The 19,565-nt window shown below is 36.6% G+C and carries 16 protein-coding genes and 1 other annotated feature; of the genes, 1 reads left to right on the plus strand and 15 read right to left on the minus strand.

Features of this window, described 5'->3' with window-relative positions; all coding sequences use genetic code 11:
* Nucleotides 1–117: 117 nt before the first annotated feature.
* The 4 genes from ACFO5Y_RS03940 to surE all read right to left on the minus strand — a co-directional run bounded on the left by ACFO5Y_RS03940 (nucleotide 118) and on the right by surE (nucleotide 4,735).
* Nucleotides 118–1,152 (minus strand): ABC transporter ATP-binding protein, encoded by a 1,035-nt coding sequence (locus ACFO5Y_RS03940; RefSeq protein WP_197103589.1) that lies wholly within the window; start codon nucleotides 1,150–1,152, stop codon nucleotides 118–120.
* A complete protein-coding gene (locus ACFO5Y_RS03945; protein WP_231606810.1) occupies nucleotides 1,149–2,738 on the minus strand; it encodes an ABC transporter permease in 1,590 nt (529 codons plus the stop codon). The genes ACFO5Y_RS03940 and ACFO5Y_RS03945 overlap by 4 nt, the downstream gene beginning before the upstream one ends.
* A 164-nt stretch (nucleotides 2,739–2,902) precedes the next feature.
* Nucleotides 2,903–3,922, minus strand: a complete 1,020-nt coding sequence (locus ACFO5Y_RS03950) for an ABC transporter substrate-binding protein (RefSeq protein WP_231606811.1) — start codon at nucleotides 3,920–3,922, stop codon at nucleotides 2,903–2,905.
* Nucleotides 3,923–3,925: 3 nt separating this feature from the next.
* The gene (gene surE, locus ACFO5Y_RS03955; protein ID WP_197103591.1) at nucleotides 3,926–4,735 is read right to left on the minus strand and encodes a 5'/3'-nucleotidase SurE; all 810 of its coding nucleotides are present in this window, start codon (nucleotides 4,733–4,735) and stop codon (nucleotides 3,926–3,928) included.
* Between the two features lie 155 nt (nucleotides 4,736–4,890).
* Here surE and ACFO5Y_RS03960 point away from each other — a divergent pair, with 155 nt between their 5' ends.
* Nucleotides 4,891–5,625 carry an MBL fold metallo-hydrolase gene (locus ACFO5Y_RS03960; protein WP_197103593.1) on the plus strand — a complete coding sequence of 245 codons (735 nt, stop codon included), beginning with the start codon at nucleotides 4,891–4,893 and terminating at the stop codon, nucleotides 5,623–5,625.
* A gap of 145 nt (nucleotides 5,626–5,770) precedes the next feature.
* On the opposite strand, the gene ACFO5Y_RS03965 is transcribed toward ACFO5Y_RS03960, so the two are convergent.
* The 11 genes from ACFO5Y_RS03965 to ACFO5Y_RS04015 form a co-directional block, all read right to left on the minus strand.
* Entirely contained in the window at nucleotides 5,771–7,384 is a 1,614-nt protein-coding gene (locus ACFO5Y_RS03965) for a peptide ABC transporter substrate-binding protein (protein WP_197103595.1), read from the minus strand.
* A 143-nt stretch (nucleotides 7,385–7,527) separates the two neighbouring features.
* Complete coding sequence (gene argH / locus ACFO5Y_RS03970) at nucleotides 7,528–8,901, minus strand: argininosuccinate lyase (RefSeq protein ID WP_197103597.1); 1,374 nt, start codon at nucleotides 8,899–8,901, stop codon at nucleotides 7,528–7,530.
* A gap of 27 nt (nucleotides 8,902–8,928) precedes the next feature.
* On the minus strand, nucleotides 8,929–10,131 hold the full coding sequence (locus ACFO5Y_RS03975; protein ID WP_197103599.1) for an argininosuccinate synthase: 1,203 nt from the start codon (nucleotides 10,129–10,131) through the stop codon (nucleotides 8,929–8,931).
* Nucleotides 10,128–11,342, minus strand: a complete 1,215-nt coding sequence (locus ACFO5Y_RS03980; RefSeq protein ID WP_197103601.1) for a M20 metallopeptidase family protein — start codon at nucleotides 11,340–11,342, stop codon at nucleotides 10,128–10,130. The genes ACFO5Y_RS03975 and ACFO5Y_RS03980 overlap by 4 nt, the downstream gene beginning before the upstream one ends.
* 14 nt (nucleotides 11,343–11,356) lie before the next feature.
* Entirely contained in the window at nucleotides 11,357–12,166 is an 810-nt protein-coding gene (locus tag ACFO5Y_RS03985; RefSeq protein ID WP_197103603.1) for a transporter substrate-binding domain-containing protein, read from the minus strand.
* Nucleotides 12,167–12,265: 99 nt separating this feature from the next.
* Nucleotides 12,266–12,490 (minus strand) — a binding site (T-box leader).
* Between the two features lie 164 nt (nucleotides 12,491–12,654).
* Nucleotides 12,655–13,584 carry an ABC transporter ATP-binding protein gene (locus ACFO5Y_RS03990; RefSeq protein ID WP_197103723.1) on the minus strand — a complete coding sequence of 310 codons (930 nt, stop codon included), beginning with the start codon at nucleotides 13,582–13,584 and terminating at the stop codon, nucleotides 12,655–12,657.
* 3 nt (nucleotides 13,585–13,587) lie between these two features.
* A complete protein-coding gene (locus tag ACFO5Y_RS03995; protein ID WP_197103605.1) occupies nucleotides 13,588–14,643 on the minus strand; it encodes an ABC transporter ATP-binding protein in 1,056 nt (351 codons plus the stop codon).
* 10 nt (nucleotides 14,644–14,653) lie between these two features.
* A complete protein-coding gene (locus tag ACFO5Y_RS04000) occupies nucleotides 14,654–15,577 on the minus strand; it encodes an ABC transporter permease (protein WP_197103607.1) in 924 nt (307 codons plus the stop codon).
* Nucleotides 15,578–15,579: 2 nt separating this feature from the next.
* The gene (locus ACFO5Y_RS04005) at nucleotides 15,580–16,512 is read right to left on the minus strand and encodes an ABC transporter permease (RefSeq protein ID WP_197103608.1); all 933 of its coding nucleotides are present in this window, start codon (nucleotides 16,510–16,512) and stop codon (nucleotides 15,580–15,582) included.
* A 370-nt stretch (nucleotides 16,513–16,882) separates the two neighbouring features.
* Nucleotides 16,883–18,064, minus strand: coding sequence for an ABC transporter substrate-binding protein (locus ACFO5Y_RS04010; RefSeq protein WP_197103610.1), 1,182 nt, complete (start codon nucleotides 18,062–18,064; stop codon nucleotides 16,883–16,885).
* Between the two features lie 401 nt (nucleotides 18,065–18,465).
* Nucleotides 18,466–19,446: an aminotransferase class I/II-fold pyridoxal phosphate-dependent enzyme gene (locus ACFO5Y_RS04015; protein ID WP_197103612.1), complete on the minus strand. Its 981-nt coding sequence runs from the start codon at nucleotides 19,444–19,446 to the stop codon at nucleotides 18,466–18,468.
* Nucleotides 19,447–19,565 lie beyond the last annotated feature (119 nt).

Raw genomic sequence — 19,565 nt, forward strand, 5'->3', positions numbered from 1 at the left:
AATTCCTCCCTTTTTTTATAACGTTAACATTATATACCAATCACCAATCAACCGCTATCAATTTTATGTAAATTTTGTGTTAATTCATTAGTGATGAATTGTTAACTTACTTGCTAATTATTCAACTGGCTCAATTCCAACCCTATCTCCAACTTCAAATATATCTGTAATTGGTCTTTGAATTATGACTACTTTACCATTAATATTGACCGAATAATGATATTCTTTCCCTTGAAATTGTCTTGTCAGAATTTCACCTGTTAGTTGATTTTCTATATTTTTACTAATACGAATTTGTTCTGGTCTTAACGCATAGATATTCTTAGCTTTCAATACTTCTGTCATACCGACATCTGACCAAGTTACATCACTACCCTGAACCTTGAATTGGTTATCTTTCCATTCACCTTTAAATAAGTTTGCCTTACTTACGAATGTCGCAACAAATTCAGTTTCAGGATGGTAGTATATCTCCTCAGGCGTACCTACTTGTTCAATTCGTCCTTGATTCATAATAACAATTCGGTCTGCCATTGCCAATGCTTCTCCTTGGTCATGCGTTACATATACAATAGATGCTTCAGTTAATTGATGAAGTCTTTGGATTTCACGGCGCATCTCAATTCTAAGTTCTGCATCCAAGGCACTTAGCGGTTCATCCATTAATAAAAGCTTTGGCTGTGTAGCAATAGCACGACCTAATGAAACGCGTTGCTTCTGACCACCAGAAAGTGCATGAGGATAATTATTCCCTTTGTCTTTCAAGTCAATAATATCCAAGACTTCATCTACTCTTCTAGAACTATTTTCTTTTAGTTCTTTACTAGCAAACTGATCGTATTGGAGCGGAAACTTTATATGTTCACTGACTGTCATGTGTGGCCACAAAGCAAATCCTTGAAAAACCATACTCACATTTCTTTTTTCAGGTGGAATTGATTTGTTATGATTAGCTACAATTTGATCATTAATTTCGATTGTTCCACCAGAGGTTGTCTCGAACCCAGCTAACATTCTTAAGAGTGTTGTCTTTCCGCATCCAGACGGTCCAAGAATAGCTAAAAATTCACCTTCTCGAATCGTTAAATTAATATCATATAAAGCTTGGAAATTTCCAAATAATTTATTTACATCTTTTAATATTGTGCTCATTTACTCTTTACTACCTTTCTGTTCCAAATTCTTTGATATAAAGACAACAATCCGTATCCAACTACAATTAATATCACGATTAAACTAGAAAATGCAGTTGAGTATAATGTATAACCAGATTGTTGAAAGCTCAATATCGATACGCCTATCGTTTCAGAATCTGATGAATATAATAAGGAAGAAACGGTAAGCTCAGTCAAGGCACTTAGAAAAACTAAGAGAGACCCTCCAATAACAGTCGGAGTTATTAAAGGAAGTATTATCTTACGCCATTTACCCCAACCATTATTTCCGCCAATTCGTGCTGCTTCTTCAACGGACGGATCAATTTGTTGAAATGCAGTTATACCACTACGTACCTGTAAAACTAGAAATCGCGTAATGTATGCAATATATAATATACTAATGGATCCATATATCCCTGGATTCCATCCTGGAATTGGCTCCATCCATGCAAAAATCATAGATAAAGCAAATACTGTTCCGGGTAAAGCATAGGGTAATGTAATGACCGTTTCTAGACCTCTAGACAATGGTGTGGCTTTTCGAACGCGATAATACGCTATAGCTGTACCAATAATAATTGTTGCTATCGCAGTTACGAAAGCTAATCGTAAACTCACCCAAATGGCATCGGTCGTTGACCGACTTGATAGAATGTATTCATAGTTCTCCCAAGTTAAGTTTTCTAGAGTGAAATCCAACCCATAAGCACGTAATAATGGTGTTAAAATCATAGATATTAACGGCAGTATCGTTGTAATGGCAAAAAACACAAAAATAATACCCTCTACTAACATCCGTTTTTTTCCTAAATATACTCGGGGTTCGTAATCAATTTTAGCTGTTTCTAATCTCCGTGAGTTTCTTAACAGAAGCCATTGTAAACCGATACCAATTAAAGCAATCACACCAAGTATCACGGATAGAACGGCAGCACGATTAAATGCAGTGACACCGAATCCAATCACTTGTTGGTAAATATAAGTCGTCAGTACTGTAATGTTCGCTGGTGTTCCTAAAAATGCAGGAATACCAAAGTTATCAAGACTGCCTAAGAACGCAATAAACATTCCACCCGCAATACCAGGTAAAGCCATTGGAATAGTGATACGTTTAAACGTCTGCCATTTACTTGCACCTGAAATTTGAGCTGCAGATTCATTCTCTCTCGGTATTTGTCGGAATGTGTTTACAGTGAACAGATACACCAGTGGAAAAGTTGTAATTCCCATGACAACGATAATTCCCGACATACTGTATAAATTCCAAGACAAGCCTTCCTCCATAAAAAGACCAAAGAACCGTTGAACCATCCCGTTAAACCCAAAGAACTGGACCCACGCTAAAGAAAGGACATAAGACGGTATAATAAATGGAAGGAGAATAAGTAATTGAATCACTTTTTTAAAACGAATATCTGTATACGCCATAATCCAAGCAAAGACGACACCTAAAACTGTGGCAATCGTTACTGATCCTACAATCATGATGAGTGTATTACGCAATACCGTCCATGTTCGTTTTGATGACAATATATCTTGGTAAAAAGATAGTGTCAGCCCTTCTTCCCCTATGAAGCTCATAAAGGCTAAACGTACAATGGGCAATATAAAAAATGTGACAACAACTATAGAGAATATGACAATTAATAATTTACTTTGGAAACTAACAGAGGAAAGCGCACTAAAAGGCGATTTCCTCTGGTTAGGTTTTTGATTCATATTTGAATTCAAATTAATCCACTCTCTTACTCAGCAAATAATTCATCAAATTGTTGTTTATCTGCATCACGGTTTTGGAATAATTTATTCATGTCCGCTGATAATACAGTATCCAACTCTTCTGCTGTTCTTAATCCTTCTGGTGCTTCTACCCCTGAACGAATTGGCGCATAACCTAACTCTGATTGTAACACTTGCCCTTCTTCAGATAGGATAAAGTCAACGAATGTTTGAGCAATTTCTTCCTCTTGAGTCGCGCTCATAATCCCAACTGGTTCAGTAATAACAGGAACACCTTCTTCAGGGTAAACAAATTCAACTGGAGATCCATCAGCTACAGCACGTGTTGCTAAATAGTCAACAATCATTCCATAACTTCTTTGTCCTGACGCAACGTTTTCAATAACTGCGCCGTTACCTTCTGTAATCATTGGACTATTTGCTTGTAATCCTTCATAGAATTCCCAGCCAAATCCTTCAGAACGTGTTAATACTCCTAAGTTATATGCAGCAGCGCCAGAATATAATGGGCTTGGCATAACAACTTGTTCAGCATTAGCTTCATCCGTTAATGCACTCCAAGATGTAGGTGCTTCTTCTACATTATCTGTATTGTAAACAATACCAGTAGTCATAATTTTAGTCCCAGTATAAAATCCATCAGTATCTACAAATTCTTCATCGATATTTTCTGCTTCTGGTGAAACATATTCTAATAACATATCTTGTTCTTTAAATGATTCAAAAGTTACAGCATCTGCTAATAAGATAACGTCTGCTAAAACTTCACCTGCTGTATTCTCAGCATTGATTTTACTTACAACTTCTTCAGTTCCTGAACGGAAGATATTTACCGTTACATTAGGATATAATTCATTGTACGCTTCTACTAATTGCTCAGCATCTACATCAGGTTGTGATGTATAGAATTCAATTTCTCCTGATAAATCTTCATTAGTTTCTTGAGCTAAGGCAGCTGCGCTTCCTGAAAATAAAGAACTAAATAGTAAAGACGTTAATGCAAATTTTTTCATAAATTTTTTCATTGATTATTCCTCCATAGTATTGAAAATTTCGTTCAACTGACTAAGCATCTCTCGTGCACTTGCTGAAACATTAATTGGCGACACAGTAACATAACCTTCTTTGACGTAAAAATGATCTGATTGAGTACTACCCGTACTTGTCTGATAAAGACTATTCATCCAGTAAACAGGATGACCTTTGGTATCTGCATAATCTTTAAAATCAAATCTTTTATGAGCTATATCCATCTCAACAACTTTGACTCCTTTAACCTCTGATGGTAAAACGGATGGTATATTTACATTTAATATGTGGTTTTGTGGTATATCGATATTCAAAAATTTTGGCATAAGAGCTTCGATTGATGCTTCAATCCAAGCAAAATCTACCTTTTCATTCTTATCCCTTCCAGCCGAAATTGATATTGCAGGAATGCCATACAAGCTAGCTTCTCTTGCAGCACCAATGGTTCCGGAATAGAAAATATCTTGACCAACATTCGCCCCTTTATTAATGCCTGAAATGACAATGTCAGGATATGAGTCAGAATATAAGCGTTCCAGTGCCCATTTAATACAATCTACTGGCGTCCCATCTAGACTGTAGACACTTAAATTACTTTCTTCTGAAAGCTTTGAAGCTCGAAGTGGTAATTTAGTCGTAATCGAATGACTATGACCACTACGTTCACGATCTGGTGCTACAACTGTAACATGACCGTATGCTTGCATCACTTTTGCAATTACTTTTATACCCTCAGCATTTACTCCATCATCATTAGAAATCAAAATCTGTTTGATTGTCTTCTCCTCCAACATGGCGAATGAACTCATTTATTTTTTAGCCAAATCATTTATCGTCCAGAAACAAGTATACCAATGCATTGTAAATTCTTTGTATTTTTTATGTAAAGATTAAGTAAATTGTATTGTTTCCAAAAAAGTATGGGTTATGATTAGATTAAAATCATTGAAAAAGAGGTGTCAAATTGAAGTTAGATATTTTAGGTTTTTGGGGCGGAACACCAGAAGAAGGTGGTGCAACGACTGGTTATTTATTACATACATCAAAAGGAACTTTATTAATTGATTGTGGTAGCGGAATAATGAGTCGCTTATCTACACTAATCAAATTCTATGAGATTGATGCCGTATTGTTGACTCATTTACATTTTGATCACATCGCTGATTATGGCATCTTACAATATGGCTTCAACAGAGCATTAAGGAACAAATGGGTTGAGGAGCCTTTATATACTTTGGCACCGAATAAACCTGACGTCATGTGGAAAGCTATTCAAGCTAATGAAGCTCAACTTGAAGTCATTGAAGAAAACTTCGATTACTCACTGATTGGAGCGACTGTCGAGTTTCTTTCTGTTTCTCATACAATCCCATGCTACGCCATAAAAGTGACTTACGAGGGAAAGATATTTGTGTTTTCGGCTGATACTGCTTACTTTGAACCATTAATAGATTTTGCTAAAGACGCTGATCTATTTCTATGTGAAGCAACAAACTTTGAAGGCAGTATCCATTCCACTGGCACGGGACATATGAGCGCTTCTGAAGCAGGTAAGTTGGCTCAAAAAGCTCGAGTTAAGACGCTAATTTTGACACATTTGCCTTCTGATGGTAATTTTTCTAATATGAAAGACGAAGCTAAAGCAGAGTTTAATGGTGAAGTACTTATGGCATCTGATATAGATTCTCTAACTTTTTAATACGATTACTCTTCAATAATATTAAATATCCTAAATTTTTTATAATGTTGATATCAAACACAAAAATACCGCTACAAACAGCACAATTGTTTGTAGCGGTATTATTTAATTTCTAGGTTAACCTAGTCGTTAATTTATCTGTGAATTATTCAGCAGAAAGTGTTACGTCTTTCAAGCTTACGTTTCCTAAAGCATCTGGCTCTAAGTTTTGTACGTGATCTTGGATAACGTAGTTACTTGTGTAGTAGTATACTGGGATTACTGGCATTTCTTCCATGAAAATCGCTTCAGCATCTAATAACATTTGAGTACGAGCAGCTGGATCTTCTTCTGCAGCAGACTCATCAATTAAGTTTTTGTACTCTTCATTTTCCCAACCAGTATCGTTGTTACCAGTTTCGGCAGTACGGTACATGTCTAAGAATGAAATAGCGTCGTTGTAGTCAGCGATCCATCCCATACGTCCTACTTGGTAATCAAGAACGTTTAGACGGTCTAAGTATACTTGCCATTCTGTTGAGTCAATCTCAGCGTTAATTCCTAAGTTTGTAGCCCATCCAGATTGAATAAATTGTGCAATGGTTGAGTGAGCTTCACTGTCGTTAATTGAGATGTTAACAGTAATTTCACTAGGATCTGAAATTCCTAATTCTTCCATAGCTAATGCTAAGTATTCATTAGCTTCGTCGAATGCTGCATCTTGCATGTAGCCACGGTCTTCTTCGAATCCTTCGATTGTTGGAGGTACAACACCTAATGCAGGTAATTGTCCACCTTTAATTACGTTATCAATTAAACCTTGACGGTCAATTGCTAATGATAATGCTTTACGTAAGTTAACGTTTTGCATTAATTCATCTGTCGTATTTAATTTGTACCAGTAGATTGCTGCGTAAGGAACTGTGTTTAGTTCTTCATTAGCACGGTACATGTCGATTGAGTCTAGAGAAACGGTTCCGTAAGGAGTACCTAAGTAATCTAAGTTACCAGCTTGGAATTCAGCGTTAGCTGTTGATTCTTGCTCGATAATTTGGATGTTAACTGTTTCTAAAGCAACGTTATCAGCGTCCCAATATTCAGCGTTTTTAGCTAATACTAAGTCACTGTTGTGGTTCCATGTATCTAAGTTGAACGCACCGTTAGTTACATATGTTTCACCAGCTTCAGCAGCCCAACCAGTAGAGTCGGCTTCAACTGTTGCTTGATGAACTGGCATGTAAGTGTAGAATGAAGTTAATTCTAAGAAGTATGGTGTAGGGTTGTTTAATGTTACTTCTAATGTGTAGTCATCTACAGCAGTAACTCCTACAGCGTCTTCTTCGCCTTCACCTGAGTTAAATTCTTCAGCACCAGCAATTGGGTAAAGAATAGAAGCATATTGAGATGCAGTTTCAGGGTTTAAAGCTCGTTTCCATGAAAACTCGAAATCATTAGCAGTAACTGGGTCTCCATTTGACCAAGTTGAATCTTGTCGTAAAGTGAATGTCCAAGTAAGGCCATCTTCACTCTCTTCCCATGATTCAGCAACACCTGGTTCAATTTCACCATGGTTATTGTGTGTTAATCCTTCAAAAACGTTACGGATGATTGATCCTGATGTTGAATCTGTTGCTAAAGCAGGGTCTAATGTAGGTGGTTCTGCTCCTAGGGATAAGTTAAGTGTTGCAGCATCTTGCGCAGATGCAGTTGTTTGTGCTAACGGCGCTACACTTAATAAAAATAAACTAACTAATGTAAGTACTCGTAAGAACTTTTTCATTAATGTTCCTCCTTTTAATTTATATCTAATAATATACAGTATATATGAGAGTTTAACAAGGGGCTTTGTCATTTTTTTTTAATTATTAAGCGTTTTAATGGCTGATATACTCATGTTTTAAGCTTTAAGCAATTATATAATTTTTAAATAAGTAAGCTTCTAATCTTATCAATATGCTCCTGTACTTTCTCAGGGGCAGGTCCACCATCCACTTGTCGGCGTTTAACACAAGCTGTTAAATCGATCGCATCATAAATATCTTCTTCGAATAAAGCATGCTCTTCTTTATACTCTGCCAGACTCAAAGTTTCTAAGGTTTGATTTGTTTCTTCACAGTACTGAATAATATTACCTGTTACTTGGTAAGCGTCACGAAACGGCAAACCTTTAGCCGTTAAGTAATCTGCACAATCCGTTGCATTAATGAAGCCTGTACTCGCTGCTTTGTACATTACTTCCTTATTAGCAATCGTTTCGTCAATCATTGAAGGGAGTAATGAGAGCATCATCTTCACAGTATCAATCGCATCGAATAAACGCTCCTTCTCCTCTTGAATATCTTTATTGTATGCTAAAGGTATTCCTTTCATAACAGTTAACACGCCCATTAAATCACCGAAAACACGCCCGGATTTCCCTCTAAATAGTTCATGAATATCCGCGTTCTTTTTCTGAGGCATAATCGATGAACCCGTCGAGAATGTGTCTTTTAAGGACAGAAACTTAAACTCTTGTGAAGTCCAAATAATCACTTCCTCACTATATCGACTTAAGTGCATGCTTAATATAGAAAATGCCGATAATAATTCCAAACTATAATCTCGGTCCGATACTGCGTCTAAACTATTATTTGAATAATTACTAAAACCTAACAACTCCGTTGTATACGATCGATCTAAAGGAAAAGTTGTTGTTGCTAAGGCACCGGCACCTAGAGGCATTGTCTCTTTAATTCGCTTCGCAGCATCTTTAATCCGTCCATAGTCTCGGTGGAACATCTCAACATAGGCCATGAGATAATGTCCATAGGTTATTGGTTGCGCCCGCTGTAAGTGTGTGTAACTTGGCATAATCGTCTCAAGATGCTCTTGCGCTTCATCTGTGAAGGCAAGCATGACTTTTTCTAAGGCATCTATCATCCATTCAACTTCATCTAAGGCATATATTTTCATTGCCGTAGCCACTTGATCATTACGGCTTCTACCGGTATGTATTTTCTTGCCGATATCACCTAGTCTTCGTGTTAATTCCGCTTCGATAAAACTATGTATGTCTTCTTCATTTAAATCAATCTGAAGTGTTTGATTTGCGTATTCTTCGCGCATTGATGACAGCTCCGCAACTAATTGCTTCGCCTCGTCAGGTTCAATGATGTGTTGTTTGCCTAACATCTGGGCATGTGCCATACTTCCGCGTAAATCTGCATCAAATAATCGAATATCAATTACAATTGATTGATTAAACTCGTAGGCCGAATTCGACATTTCCTGATGGTATTCATTACTCCAAAGTGCCATATATCCTCTTCCTTTTCTGAATAATATTTAGAGAAGTCCTAGTTTCTTTTGAATCTTAGTCGGTAACGTAATGACATTAATATATCCTTCTGCATCATGGTGATCGAATAAATCATCTTCACCAAAGCCTGAAACATCTTCGTCAAATAGTGCGAATTCACTCTTCAATCCGTGTGGTAACATATTCCCTTTGTATAATTTCAGTTTAACATCACCCGTCACAGTCTTTTGCGTATGATTCATAAAGGCTAATATCGAATCACTTGCCATTGAATACCACTGTCCATTGTAGATTAATTCAGCAAATTCAACGGCCAAGTGTTGTTTCAATTTAATCGTTTCTTTTGTCAGCGTTAAACTTTCCAGACGTTCATGAGCTTCCATTAATAGAGTCGCTCCTGGCGTTTCATAAATCCCTCTGGATTTCATTCCAATCGTTCTGTCTTCAATCCAATCAAGGACACCAATCCCGTGTTTCCCAGCAATCGCATTTAAAGTTTCTAATACTTCATGAGGTTTCAATTCTTCCCCATTCACAGCCGTCGCTTTCCCTTGTTCAAAAGTGATTTCAACAATCTCAGCTTCATCCGGTGTATTTTCTAAAGCATTAGTTATGTTTAGGATGCTTGAGTAATCGACCGCGTTCTTAGGACTTTCGATGTCTCCGCCTTCGTGACTAATATGCATTAAGTTTTCATCTTCTGAATAGATTTTCTCAATCGTTGATGTCACAGGCACACCTTTTAATTCAGCATATTTAAGTGCGTCTTCACGGGATTTAATATCCCAAATACGCCAAGGTGCAACAATCTTCATCTCTGGATCGAAGGCTGCGATACCTGTTTCAAAACGAACTTGATCATTCCCTTTACCAGTACAGCCATGACAAATTGCAGTAGCACCTTCTTTATGGGCAACAGCGACCAATTCTTTGGCAATTAATGGACGAGCCAACGCAGTTCCTAGTAAGTAAGTCCCTTGGTATTTCAAGTTACTTGAAATTGCTGGATAAATGTATTCTTCAGCTAAAACATCTGCCACATGCGGATTGTAGAACTTACTTGCCCCCGAAGCGATAGCTTTTTTCTCTACAGCTTCCCAATCTTCTTTTTGACCTACATCAACACAGACTGCAATGATGTCCGCATCATAATTTTCCTTTAACCATGGAATTGTAATCGACGTGTCCAAACCACCTGAATAAGCTAATACAATTTTATCTTTACTCATACTAATTCTCCTTCTAATTTCATGTTTGTTATTTTTTTGTTATATTCTATTGCAACTGTAAGTAGCATCTTTAAACCAACTATTAATACACCTTCATCGATATTAAATTTAGGATGATGAAGTGGATATTGCGTTTCTTTCGTATGATTATGACTGCCAATCATCGCAAAGGTTGCTGGAATGACTTGACTATAGACGGAAAAATCTTCACCGAACATATCAGGTTTTCTTTCAATGACGTTAACGTCTAAAGAATTTCCGACAATCTCTTGTAATAGCGTTGTCTTGACGTCATCGTTATACACCGAACGAGCACCTACTTCATAAATAAACTTATAGCCGACACCATAAGCGCCACAGATTCCTTCTAATATTTGCTTCATACTCTCTTCGATACGTTTTGGAACATCTGCATCAAAGGATCGAATATTTCCTCCAAACTCCAAAGTATCTGGAATGATATTTAAGGAAATACTATTCCCCGCCTTAATATATGTATTTGACACAACAGCAGATTGTTGTGCATCAATATGTTGCGACGGAATCTCATTGAATGCTTGAATGAGTTTACTTGCCAAGTTAATCGGGTTGATCGCTTTTGATGGGGTCGATGCATGTCCACCTAAACCATACAAAGTTACTTTATAACCATCCGAGTTAGTTGTGACGGGACCGGTTTTAATGTCTACCGTTCCAACTTCAATCTCTGGTAAGACATGTTGCCCATAGATAAAATCCAAATCATCTAAAACACCCGTTGCCATAATTTGGCTCGCGCCACCTGGCGGTAATTCTTCTGCATGTTGAAAGATACAATATATCTCACCCTCTAATGTGTCGTAATGATCATCTAACCACTGACATGCTGTCATTAACATAGCTGTGTGGCCATCATGACCACACGCATGCATCACACCGTCGTTCATCGAACAAAAGTCTAAATTTGTTAATTCTTCTTGAATTGGGAGGGCATCAATATCCGCCCGTAAACCGATTCGACTACCCGCCTGCTTCGATTTGAATACGCCAATGACACTTGTTTGAGTAGGTTTAATAATTTCAACATGATTTAATGATTGTAGAAAGCCTTCAATGTATTCCACCGTTTTAAATTCATTGAACGATGTTTCAGGATGTTGATGTAAAAAGCGTCTACGTTCAAGTAAGTCATCTGTGTATTGTTCTAAATCTTTTAAATTTTCAAGTGCCATTGTTTTCTCCTCTATTACTGTTCTTGAGCTTTACTTGCTTTTTCGATATTTTCTTCAAATACTTTATCTAAATCGCCATTTTCTTTCGCTTCTGTAATTACTTTGTCTACAACTTCTAGTAAAGTCGTATTTCCTTTTGTCATCGCGACAGATGTTCCTAGAAGTTCATTATCAATGTCAATGCCTTCAACAACTGAAACTACATCGCCGTAATTTGTTAAGTATTGTTGAAGCGTTAAGTCTGACATGAAGATGGCATCTACCTTTTTGGCTTTTAGCCCCTCAATTAAATCGCCGTTTTTACCCATAGATACTAATTCGATTTCAGGCATATTTTCCTTTAAAAAAATTTCTTGTGTTGACGTTAGCAGAGCGCCAACTCTTTTTCCGTTAAAATCTTCTAAGGAGTTAAAGTTATCCACTTGATCACTCGCAACAGCAAACTGACTTACTGGTTCATAATATGACACTGAGAAATCAACGACTTTGGCACGTTCTTCTGTATTCGACATTCCAGAAATAATTAAATCTATTTTATTCGTATTCAATGTTGGGATTAACGAATCGAATGCCCGGTTATCAATCACTAACTCGACCCCAATCTCATCGGCAATCATTTGAGCTAGAGAGGCATCAATACCAACGACAACGGCTTCACCATCAACCACTTCCACCCATTCAAATGGTGGATACTCTGCATTCATACCTACAACTAATTGACCTTTTTCTTTGATTTCTTCTAACGTCGCTGCCTTAATATTTACCGCAGAAGTTAAAAACATCCCTACAACAAAAGCTAAAATTATTTTACTTATTTTTTTCATTTTGATTTGCTCCTATGTTTGTTTTATTAATTAATAAATCTTTGACTACGCTTTGATGGTATTAAAAAAACCCCGTCTCTATCGCTGTACAAATACAACGATAGAGACGGGGTTTATTCCGCGGTACCACTCTAGTTAACTCCCCTATACGGCCATATAGGGTTTATTCACTCTTTTTGTTAACGCTCAGACAGCGAAGCTAGCTATACATTCACTAACTTGTCTCATAAGTGCGGTTCAACTACTCTTAGATAAATAGGCTTCCACTCTGTCCTATCTCGCTGTTACCTCGAAGTAATTTACTCTCTTATTCTTTGACTTATTTATTAACTTGAAATTATTCTATCAACTTGCAAAGTGAAAGTCAACACTTATATTAGAATATAATTAAAATAGCTTGAAGTGGGCCTTTTTAATTTAATAAAACTTACATTTTACTAATAAAAAAACACAAGCACCAATAAGATGCCTGTGTTTAGAAAGCTTGATTAAATTGTTGTTTGTTGTCCAACCCATCTATCTACATCTGTCTTAGCAGCATATACATAGTGTTCAGGTCCAACTTCGTGTGTTGCTAATTCTTCTTCAAGAACTTCTTCATGAGAGTAAGCAACACGTTGACGCTTACTTTCACTGATTGGATCTGGTTTTGGTACTGCTGATAACAATGACTTCGTATAAGGATGTACTGGATTATTATAAATCTCATCAGCGTTACCTAATTCAACGATTTTACCACGATACATAACGGCAATACGATCTGAGATGTATTTAACCATTGATAAGTCATGGGCGATGAATAAGTAAGTTAATCCTTGTTCACGTTGGAATTGCTTCATCAAGTTAACAACTTGTGCTTGAATTGAAACATCAAGGGCTGAAATTGGCTCATCAGCAATAATGAATTTAGGCTCTAAAGCTAGAGCACGGGCAATCCCGATACGCTGTCTTTGTCCACCAGAGAACTCATGTGCATAACGTCCCGCATGTTCAGCATTCAATCCTACAGATGTTAGCAATTCAGAGATACGGTCTAAACGTTCTTGGCTATTTTTATATAATCCATGAATATCGAAACCTTCACTAATAATTTCCCCAACCGTCATACGCGGATTTAATGAAGCATATGGATCTTGGAAAATCATTTGAATGTTTGTTGCTAATTCTTTCGCTTCATCGTGAGAATTATCTCCACTAATGAGTTTACCATCGTAATAGATTTCTCCATCTGTAATATTGTATAAACCAATAATTGAACGGCCAGTTGTTGACTTACCACTTCCTGATTCACCTACAAGACCTAATACTTCACCTTCATAGATATCGAAAGAAATGCCGTCTACTGCTTTAACTGGATTCTTTTTCTTACCAAAATATTGCTTTAAGTTTTTAACTTCTAGTAATTTTTTTCTCTCCATCAATTATGCATCTCCTTTCGATTGTGATGTATAACGATCGATACGATTCTGAATGATATCAGGAACCGGAATATGTGGTGCATCTTCGTGCATTAACCAAGACTTAACATAATGTTCGTCATTCACTTTAAATAAAGGTGGTTCTTGTTCATAATCAATTGCTAAAGCGAATTGATTACGCGGTGCAAACGCATCCCCTTTAGGCGGATCAATTAAGTTTGGTGGCGCTCCTGGAATTGTATATAAATCCTCTTCATTATTACTATCTAAGTCCGGCATCGAACCTAGTAAGCCCCATGTATATGGATGTTTTGGATTATAATAAATCTCATTAGCAGAACCATATTCAACGATTTGACCTGCATACATTACAGCCACTTTATCAGCAACGTTCGCAACTACCCCTAAGTCATGGGTAATAAAGATGATGGCTGTATCTGTTGTTTGTTGAATTTCTTTCATTAATTCTAAAATTTGAGCTTGAATAGTTACGTCTAAGGCAGTTGTCGGCTCATCCGCAATAAGTAATTTAGGCTCAGCTGCTAAAGCAATCGCAATAACAACACGTTGTCTCATACCACCTGAGAATTCATGTGGATATTGTTCAAAGCGTTCTTCCGGATACGGAATTCCAACTAATGTTAGTAATTCAATCGCGCGTTTTTTCGCTTCAGCTTTACTAATATCTTTACGGTGAATATTAAATACTTCAGTAATTTGATGCCCAATTTTGATTGTTGGGTTTAAAGCAGTCATTGGATCTTGGAAGATCATCGCGATATCATTCCCACGAATTTGTGTGACTTCATCTTCACTTAAATCTAAAATATTCTTACCGTCAAATATAATTTCTCCTTGGTCATATATTCCTGGTGGTTGTGGAACTAAACGCATAATTGCGTTACTTGTCACACTTTTACCTGAACCAGATTCACCAACTATGGCTAATGTTTCACCTTTTTTCAGTTCAAAGTTAACCCCACGAACCGCGTGTACTTTACCAGCATACGTTTTGAAAGAGATATGCAAATCTTTAACTTCTAATAAATTATCTGTCATTTATATCACCTTACTTCCGTAATTTAGGGTCAAGCGCATCACGTAAACCATCACCGACAGCATTAAATCCAAAGATAGTAATTGAAATTAATAATGCAGGGAATAATAGTCTCCATGGTGCTGTTAGGATCGCTTCGTTACCTTCTGAAGCCATAGTACCCCAACTTGCTAAAGGTGGTGTAACACCCAGACCAATATAACTTAAGAAAGACTCGTTAAAAATTGCAGCAGGAATTTGTAACGTCATTGTTACAATAATTGATCCCATTGCGTTTGGAATTAAGTGTCGGCGAATTAAGTGAGACGCTGATGCCCCAAGTGTTCTAGATGCTAGAACATACTCTTGAGCTTTCAACGACATAACTTCCGCACGCACGATACGAGCCATACGAATCCAACCAGTTAGTGACAATGCAATAATCATTGGTACTAAACCTTGTTGTAATACAACTAGTAATAAAATAATGATTAATAGTTCTGGAACAGAGTTTAAGATATCACAGATACGCATCATAATATTATCAACGCGACCACCGATTAATCCAGAAACACTTCCGTAAACAACTCCTACAACTAAGTTAATAATTGCAGCAGAGATACCAATAAGTAGAGAAATTCTTGCCCCTACCCATGAACGTACGAATACATCACGTCCAAGATTATCAGTACCAAACCAAAAATCTGCTGTCGGCGGAGAGTTATATACCCCTGTTTGCTCAGCATAATCATATGGTGACAAAATTGGTACAAATATAGCCATAATTGCGATAATAGCTAAGATAACTATACCAACAATTGCTAGTTTGTTACGAATAAAGGCACGCATAACCTCGCCCCAGAAAGAGATCGACTTCTCACTTAAGACGTCCGTATCTTCTTCGCGTCCACCAACGATTTCAAAATTCTTTTGTGAAAGCACTTGTTCTTCAGTCATAATTAGTTGTCATCTCCTTCCAATTGAATACGTGGATCTAAGAATACATATAAAATATCAACGATTAATACCGCTACTAATAATACAATCGCAAAGAACACTGTAATACCCATAATTAAAGTATAATCACGGTTATTAATACTTTGGACGAAGTGACGTCCTAATCCAGGAATTGCGAAGATATTTTCAATAACGAAACTCCCCGTCAATATACCTGCAGTTAATGGTCCTAAATAAGTTACGACTGGTAGCAAGGCGTTTTTCAGTGAGTGTTTAAATACCACTCCCCATTTTTTCAGCCCTTTGGCTTTTGCTAATTTCACGTACTCTGATGTGTTTTGTTCTAATAAACTTGACCGGGTCATCTTGGCTATATTCCCCATATACCCTAACCCAAGTGCGAGCGTTGGTAATATAACATGCATGTTCGTTTTCCAACCACTGATTGGGAACCAACCTAATTGAAGCCCTAACTGATATTGCATGAGTCCAGCTAGAACGAATGATGGAATTGAAATTCCTAATACGGCAACGATTGTCGCAATATAATCACCTGCTTTATTGTGATACATTGCCGAAAGAACGCCTAATAATACACCAAAGCCAATCGCAAATAACAGTGAAGCTGCTCCCAGTGTCACAGATACAGGGAAACTTTCTGCGATCATATCATTCGTTGAGCGCCCTCGATATTTCATCGATTCTCCAAAATCGAGTGTTGCAACATTTTTTACATAAGTAAAGTATTGCTCATACCATGGATCATTTAGTCCGTAGGCTTCATTCAATTGCTCTTGAATTTGTGGTGTAACCACTTGCTGTTCAGCTGCAAAAGGGTTACCTGGTGCTAAACGCATTAGAAAAAAAGTAACAGTTACAATGACAAATAATGACAATAGACTGTGTCCAACGCGTTTCAAGATATACTTTGCCACGATTTTTTTCCTCCTTATTAATTACATCATAATTTATGACGGAATATTATATCGAAATTCTTGTGATCGAATTTCGATTAGAATCATATTACAAACTGAGTGATATTAAAAATCATATTCACAATTTAGTTCATAACGATAAATAAAACCACCACCAGAGTGCAACTTACACGGGGGTGATATATTCATTTATACATTATATCAGAAACCATTAAGAATAAAAATCTAATATGAGCATAAAATTAAGTTAATATATGATATTATTATCATAATTTCATTTTCATAAATATTGCTTATATGCACTAAAAAGAAAAGCCTCTACAGAGTGACAAACTTTGTCATTGTAGAGGCTAATTATATATTATGCTAATTATTCATTAGAACTTCCGTCAACTTCATAAATTTCTGCAACTTCTCCATCAACTAAATGTAACATTGGTGCTGGTTTAACGGCGTTATGTTCTTCATCAATATAAAACTCCCCAGTAACTCCACCCGTGAAGGTTTCCATATTTTCGATAGCATCTCTCACTGCTGTTCGGTCAGTAGATCCTGCATCTTCGATCGCTTGAAATAATAATTTTGCTCCATCATATCCAAGTGCTCCGAAAGTGTCTGGCGTTTTCCCAAATTTTGCTTCATAAGCTTCTACGAATGCTTTACCTGCTTCTTCTTCAGTTCCTGTGTAAAAGTTTGACGTAAAGTATACATCTGTTGCATTGCTTGCACCTGCTAACTCTACATAGGCATCACTTGCAAATCCGTGTCCACTTAAGATTGGTTGAGTTAGACCCATCTCTCTAGCTTGTTTAGTAATTAAGCCTCCTTCAGTATAAAAGGCTGGTAAATAAATAACATCGAATTCAGTCGCCATTAAAGTCGTTAGGACAGCTGAGAAATCTGTATCACCACTCGTATAAGATTCTTCCAATACAACTTCATTACCTAACGCTTCCCATTCTTTAATGAATGGTTCTGCTTGTCCTACAGAGTAATCATTTGACTGGTCTACTAGGACAACTGCTTTTTGTGCACCTAGTTCATCCGTTGCAAATCGAGCTGCAGCGTTCGCCTGGTAAGTGTATGAGAACGCAAGACGGAATACCCAATCTAATACATTCCCGTCATCATCCATAGTTAAATCATCTGCTGTTGCTGCTGGAATGACCGCTGGAACTTCAGATTGTTCTGCTACGGGATTTTGTGCTAATACTAAATCTGTTGCACCCGGTCCAATTAGAGCTACTGCCCCTTCTTCAACCAGGCGAGTAGCAACTGAAGCTGTTTCGGTCTTATCTGATTTATTGTCATAATGAATGATTTCTACTTCACGGCCATCTAAAAGCCCACCTTCATTGTTTACTTCTTCAACAGCTAATTGTATAGCTTCGTACATAGCTTGCCCATAAGATGCTGAGTAGCCAGATGTTTCCATGTTAGCTCCAATTTTTACTGTCTCGTTTTCTTCTTGTGCTAAGGCTGATAAGTTTGATGATGAGGCAAATAAAGTGACACCGGCTAAAAGACTTAAACCTAATTTTTTGAAATTCATAATATTCCTCCTGTATTGTTTGAATGATAAGGGATTGTAAAAAATGTAATGTTTATAATATCTGAAATGTCATTGTTTATGGCTCATCACTTCTTTCCTGATTAAACAAAAAAATAGTCATCCATTCAATGAATGGATGACTATTACTCAAGACCCATTCATAGCTTACACGAATAGGACTGGAATACGTTAGATTTTTAATCTAAGGTTCAAGTCCTGGTCTTAATAATAATAATAATGTTATTATTTTGTAAGTTATGCATAGCTCTCTCTTTCCTTTAATCATTTTCTAATATAATTATAATATACTTTAATCATTTTAATTGCAAGGATTTATGCATATTATTTCTGAATATCCACCACTAGACCTGTTTTATGTGCTTATATTATTTTTTTATGGATTAAATTTTTAGCCATTCTTCAATAAGTCCATTTAATCTAGGATAATCTTCGTGTTTAATAATCGAGTAACGGACTGTCTCTTTTAAGTTATCTTCTTCATAAAATCGGCCCGAAAAACCATTCTCTTCTAGAAAGCGACCTAAACTCAATGCTCTTTCTCCATAGGTGAATACAAAATTGGTGTAACTATCATTCACACTCATTACTTGATTTACTTGCTTAAAGGCTTCAACTAGCATACCACGAGACTCTAGTTGATAATTGGCGTATTCCTTGACCCATGCTTTATCTTCTAGAAAGATACTCGCTAAATTCATCCCTACGTGATCTAAAGGATAAGGGTGATTAATTCGAGTAACTTTATCGTAAGTCTCCCCTTTGGCAATAATAATTCCAATTCTTAAGCCAGCTAATCCGTATATTTTACTTAAAGTACGAATAATTAATACATGCCCACCATCTGGGCGTGCGTATTCTTTACCGAATTCAATATATGCTTCGTCGATGACAAAATATCCATGCATTGCTTCCATCGCATCCGTAATTGCTTGTAATTCATCTTCTTTGAACATTAATCCCGTTGGATTATGAGGATTAGATAGTATGAATAAAGACGGTTTTTTCTTATAAATTGCTTTAACTATCTTGTCAAAATCAAATGAATAATCCGCTTCGCTCTCTACCTCATAAAAAGGTAATTGTAGTTGCTCAGCATAATCTTTATACATAAAGAAATCTGGAGTGATTGTCATAATACCTTTTTGACCTAAAGTGATAAAGGTTTTCTGGATCCACTCATCTGCACCACTAGCCAATTCAATTTCATCTACATTTAAATTATTATCTTTAGCGTAAATAGCTTTCAATTGTCCTAATTCAACATCCGGATAATCTTGAAATACTGTTCTATTATATACTTCATCCATATATTCTTTTTTAATCGGTGAAATTGGACTTGTATTTCTGTTCATTATAATCATAATTCAACCTCGTTTCTTGAAATATATTTTATTATAACACTAATATTTTTAATTGAAATCTAATGAATTTAAAAATCTGTATAAAAAAACACCCCATAAGGGGTGTTTAATTGTGGTTT

This window comes from Ruoffia tabacinasalis (genome assembly GCF_042652985.1).
GTDB classification, from domain to species: Bacteria; Bacillota; Bacilli; order Lactobacillales; family Aerococcaceae; genus Ruoffia; species Ruoffia tabacinasalis.

Excerpts from the sequence above, each read along its gene's own strand:
- ACFO5Y_RS03940 (WP_197103589.1), bottom strand. The coding sequence starts at position 1,152 with ATGAGCACAATATTAAAAGATGTAAATAAATTATTTGGAAATTTCCAA.
- ACFO5Y_RS03945 (WP_231606810.1), bottom strand. The coding sequence starts at position 2,738 with ATGAGCTTCATAGGGGAAGAAGGGCTGACACTATCTTTTTACCAAGAT.
- ACFO5Y_RS03950 (WP_231606811.1), bottom strand. The coding sequence starts at position 3,922 with ATGAAAAAATTTATGAAAAAATTTGCATTAACGTCTTTACTATTTAGT.
- surE (WP_197103591.1), bottom strand. The coding sequence starts at position 4,735 with ATGAGTTCATTCGCCATGTTGGAGGAGAAGACAATCAAACAGATTTTG.
- ACFO5Y_RS03965 (WP_197103595.1), bottom strand. The coding sequence starts at position 7,384 with ATGAAAAAGTTCTTACGAGTACTTACATTAGTTAGTTTATTTTTATTA.
- argH (WP_197103597.1), bottom strand. The coding sequence starts at position 8,901 with ATGGCACTTTGGAGTAATGAATACCATCAGGAAATGTCGAATTCGGCC.
- ACFO5Y_RS03975 (WP_197103599.1), bottom strand. The coding sequence starts at position 10,131 with ATGAGTAAAGATAAAATTGTATTAGCTTATTCAGGTGGTTTGGACACG.
- ACFO5Y_RS03980 (WP_197103601.1), bottom strand. The coding sequence starts at position 11,342 with ATGGCACTTGAAAATTTAAAAGATTTAGAACAATACACAGATGACTTA.
- ACFO5Y_RS03985 (WP_197103603.1), bottom strand. The coding sequence starts at position 12,166 with ATGAAAAAAATAAGTAAAATAATTTTAGCTTTTGTTGTAGGGATGTTT.
- ACFO5Y_RS03990 (WP_197103723.1), bottom strand. The coding sequence starts at position 13,584 with ATGGAGAGAAAAAAATTACTAGAAGTTAAAAACTTAAAGCAATATTTT.
- ACFO5Y_RS03995 (WP_197103605.1), bottom strand. The coding sequence starts at position 14,643 with ATGACAGATAATTTATTAGAAGTTAAAGATTTGCATATCTCTTTCAAA.
- ACFO5Y_RS04000 (WP_197103607.1), bottom strand. The coding sequence starts at position 15,577 with ATGACTGAAGAACAAGTGCTTTCACAAAAGAATTTTGAAATCGTTGGT.
- ACFO5Y_RS04010 (WP_197103610.1), bottom strand. The coding sequence starts at position 18,064 with ATGAATTTCAAAAAATTAGGTTTAAGTCTTTTAGCCGGTGTCACTTTA.
- ACFO5Y_RS04015 (WP_197103612.1), bottom strand. The coding sequence starts at position 19,446 with ATGATTATAATGAACAGAAATACAAGTCCAATTTCACCGATTAAAAAA.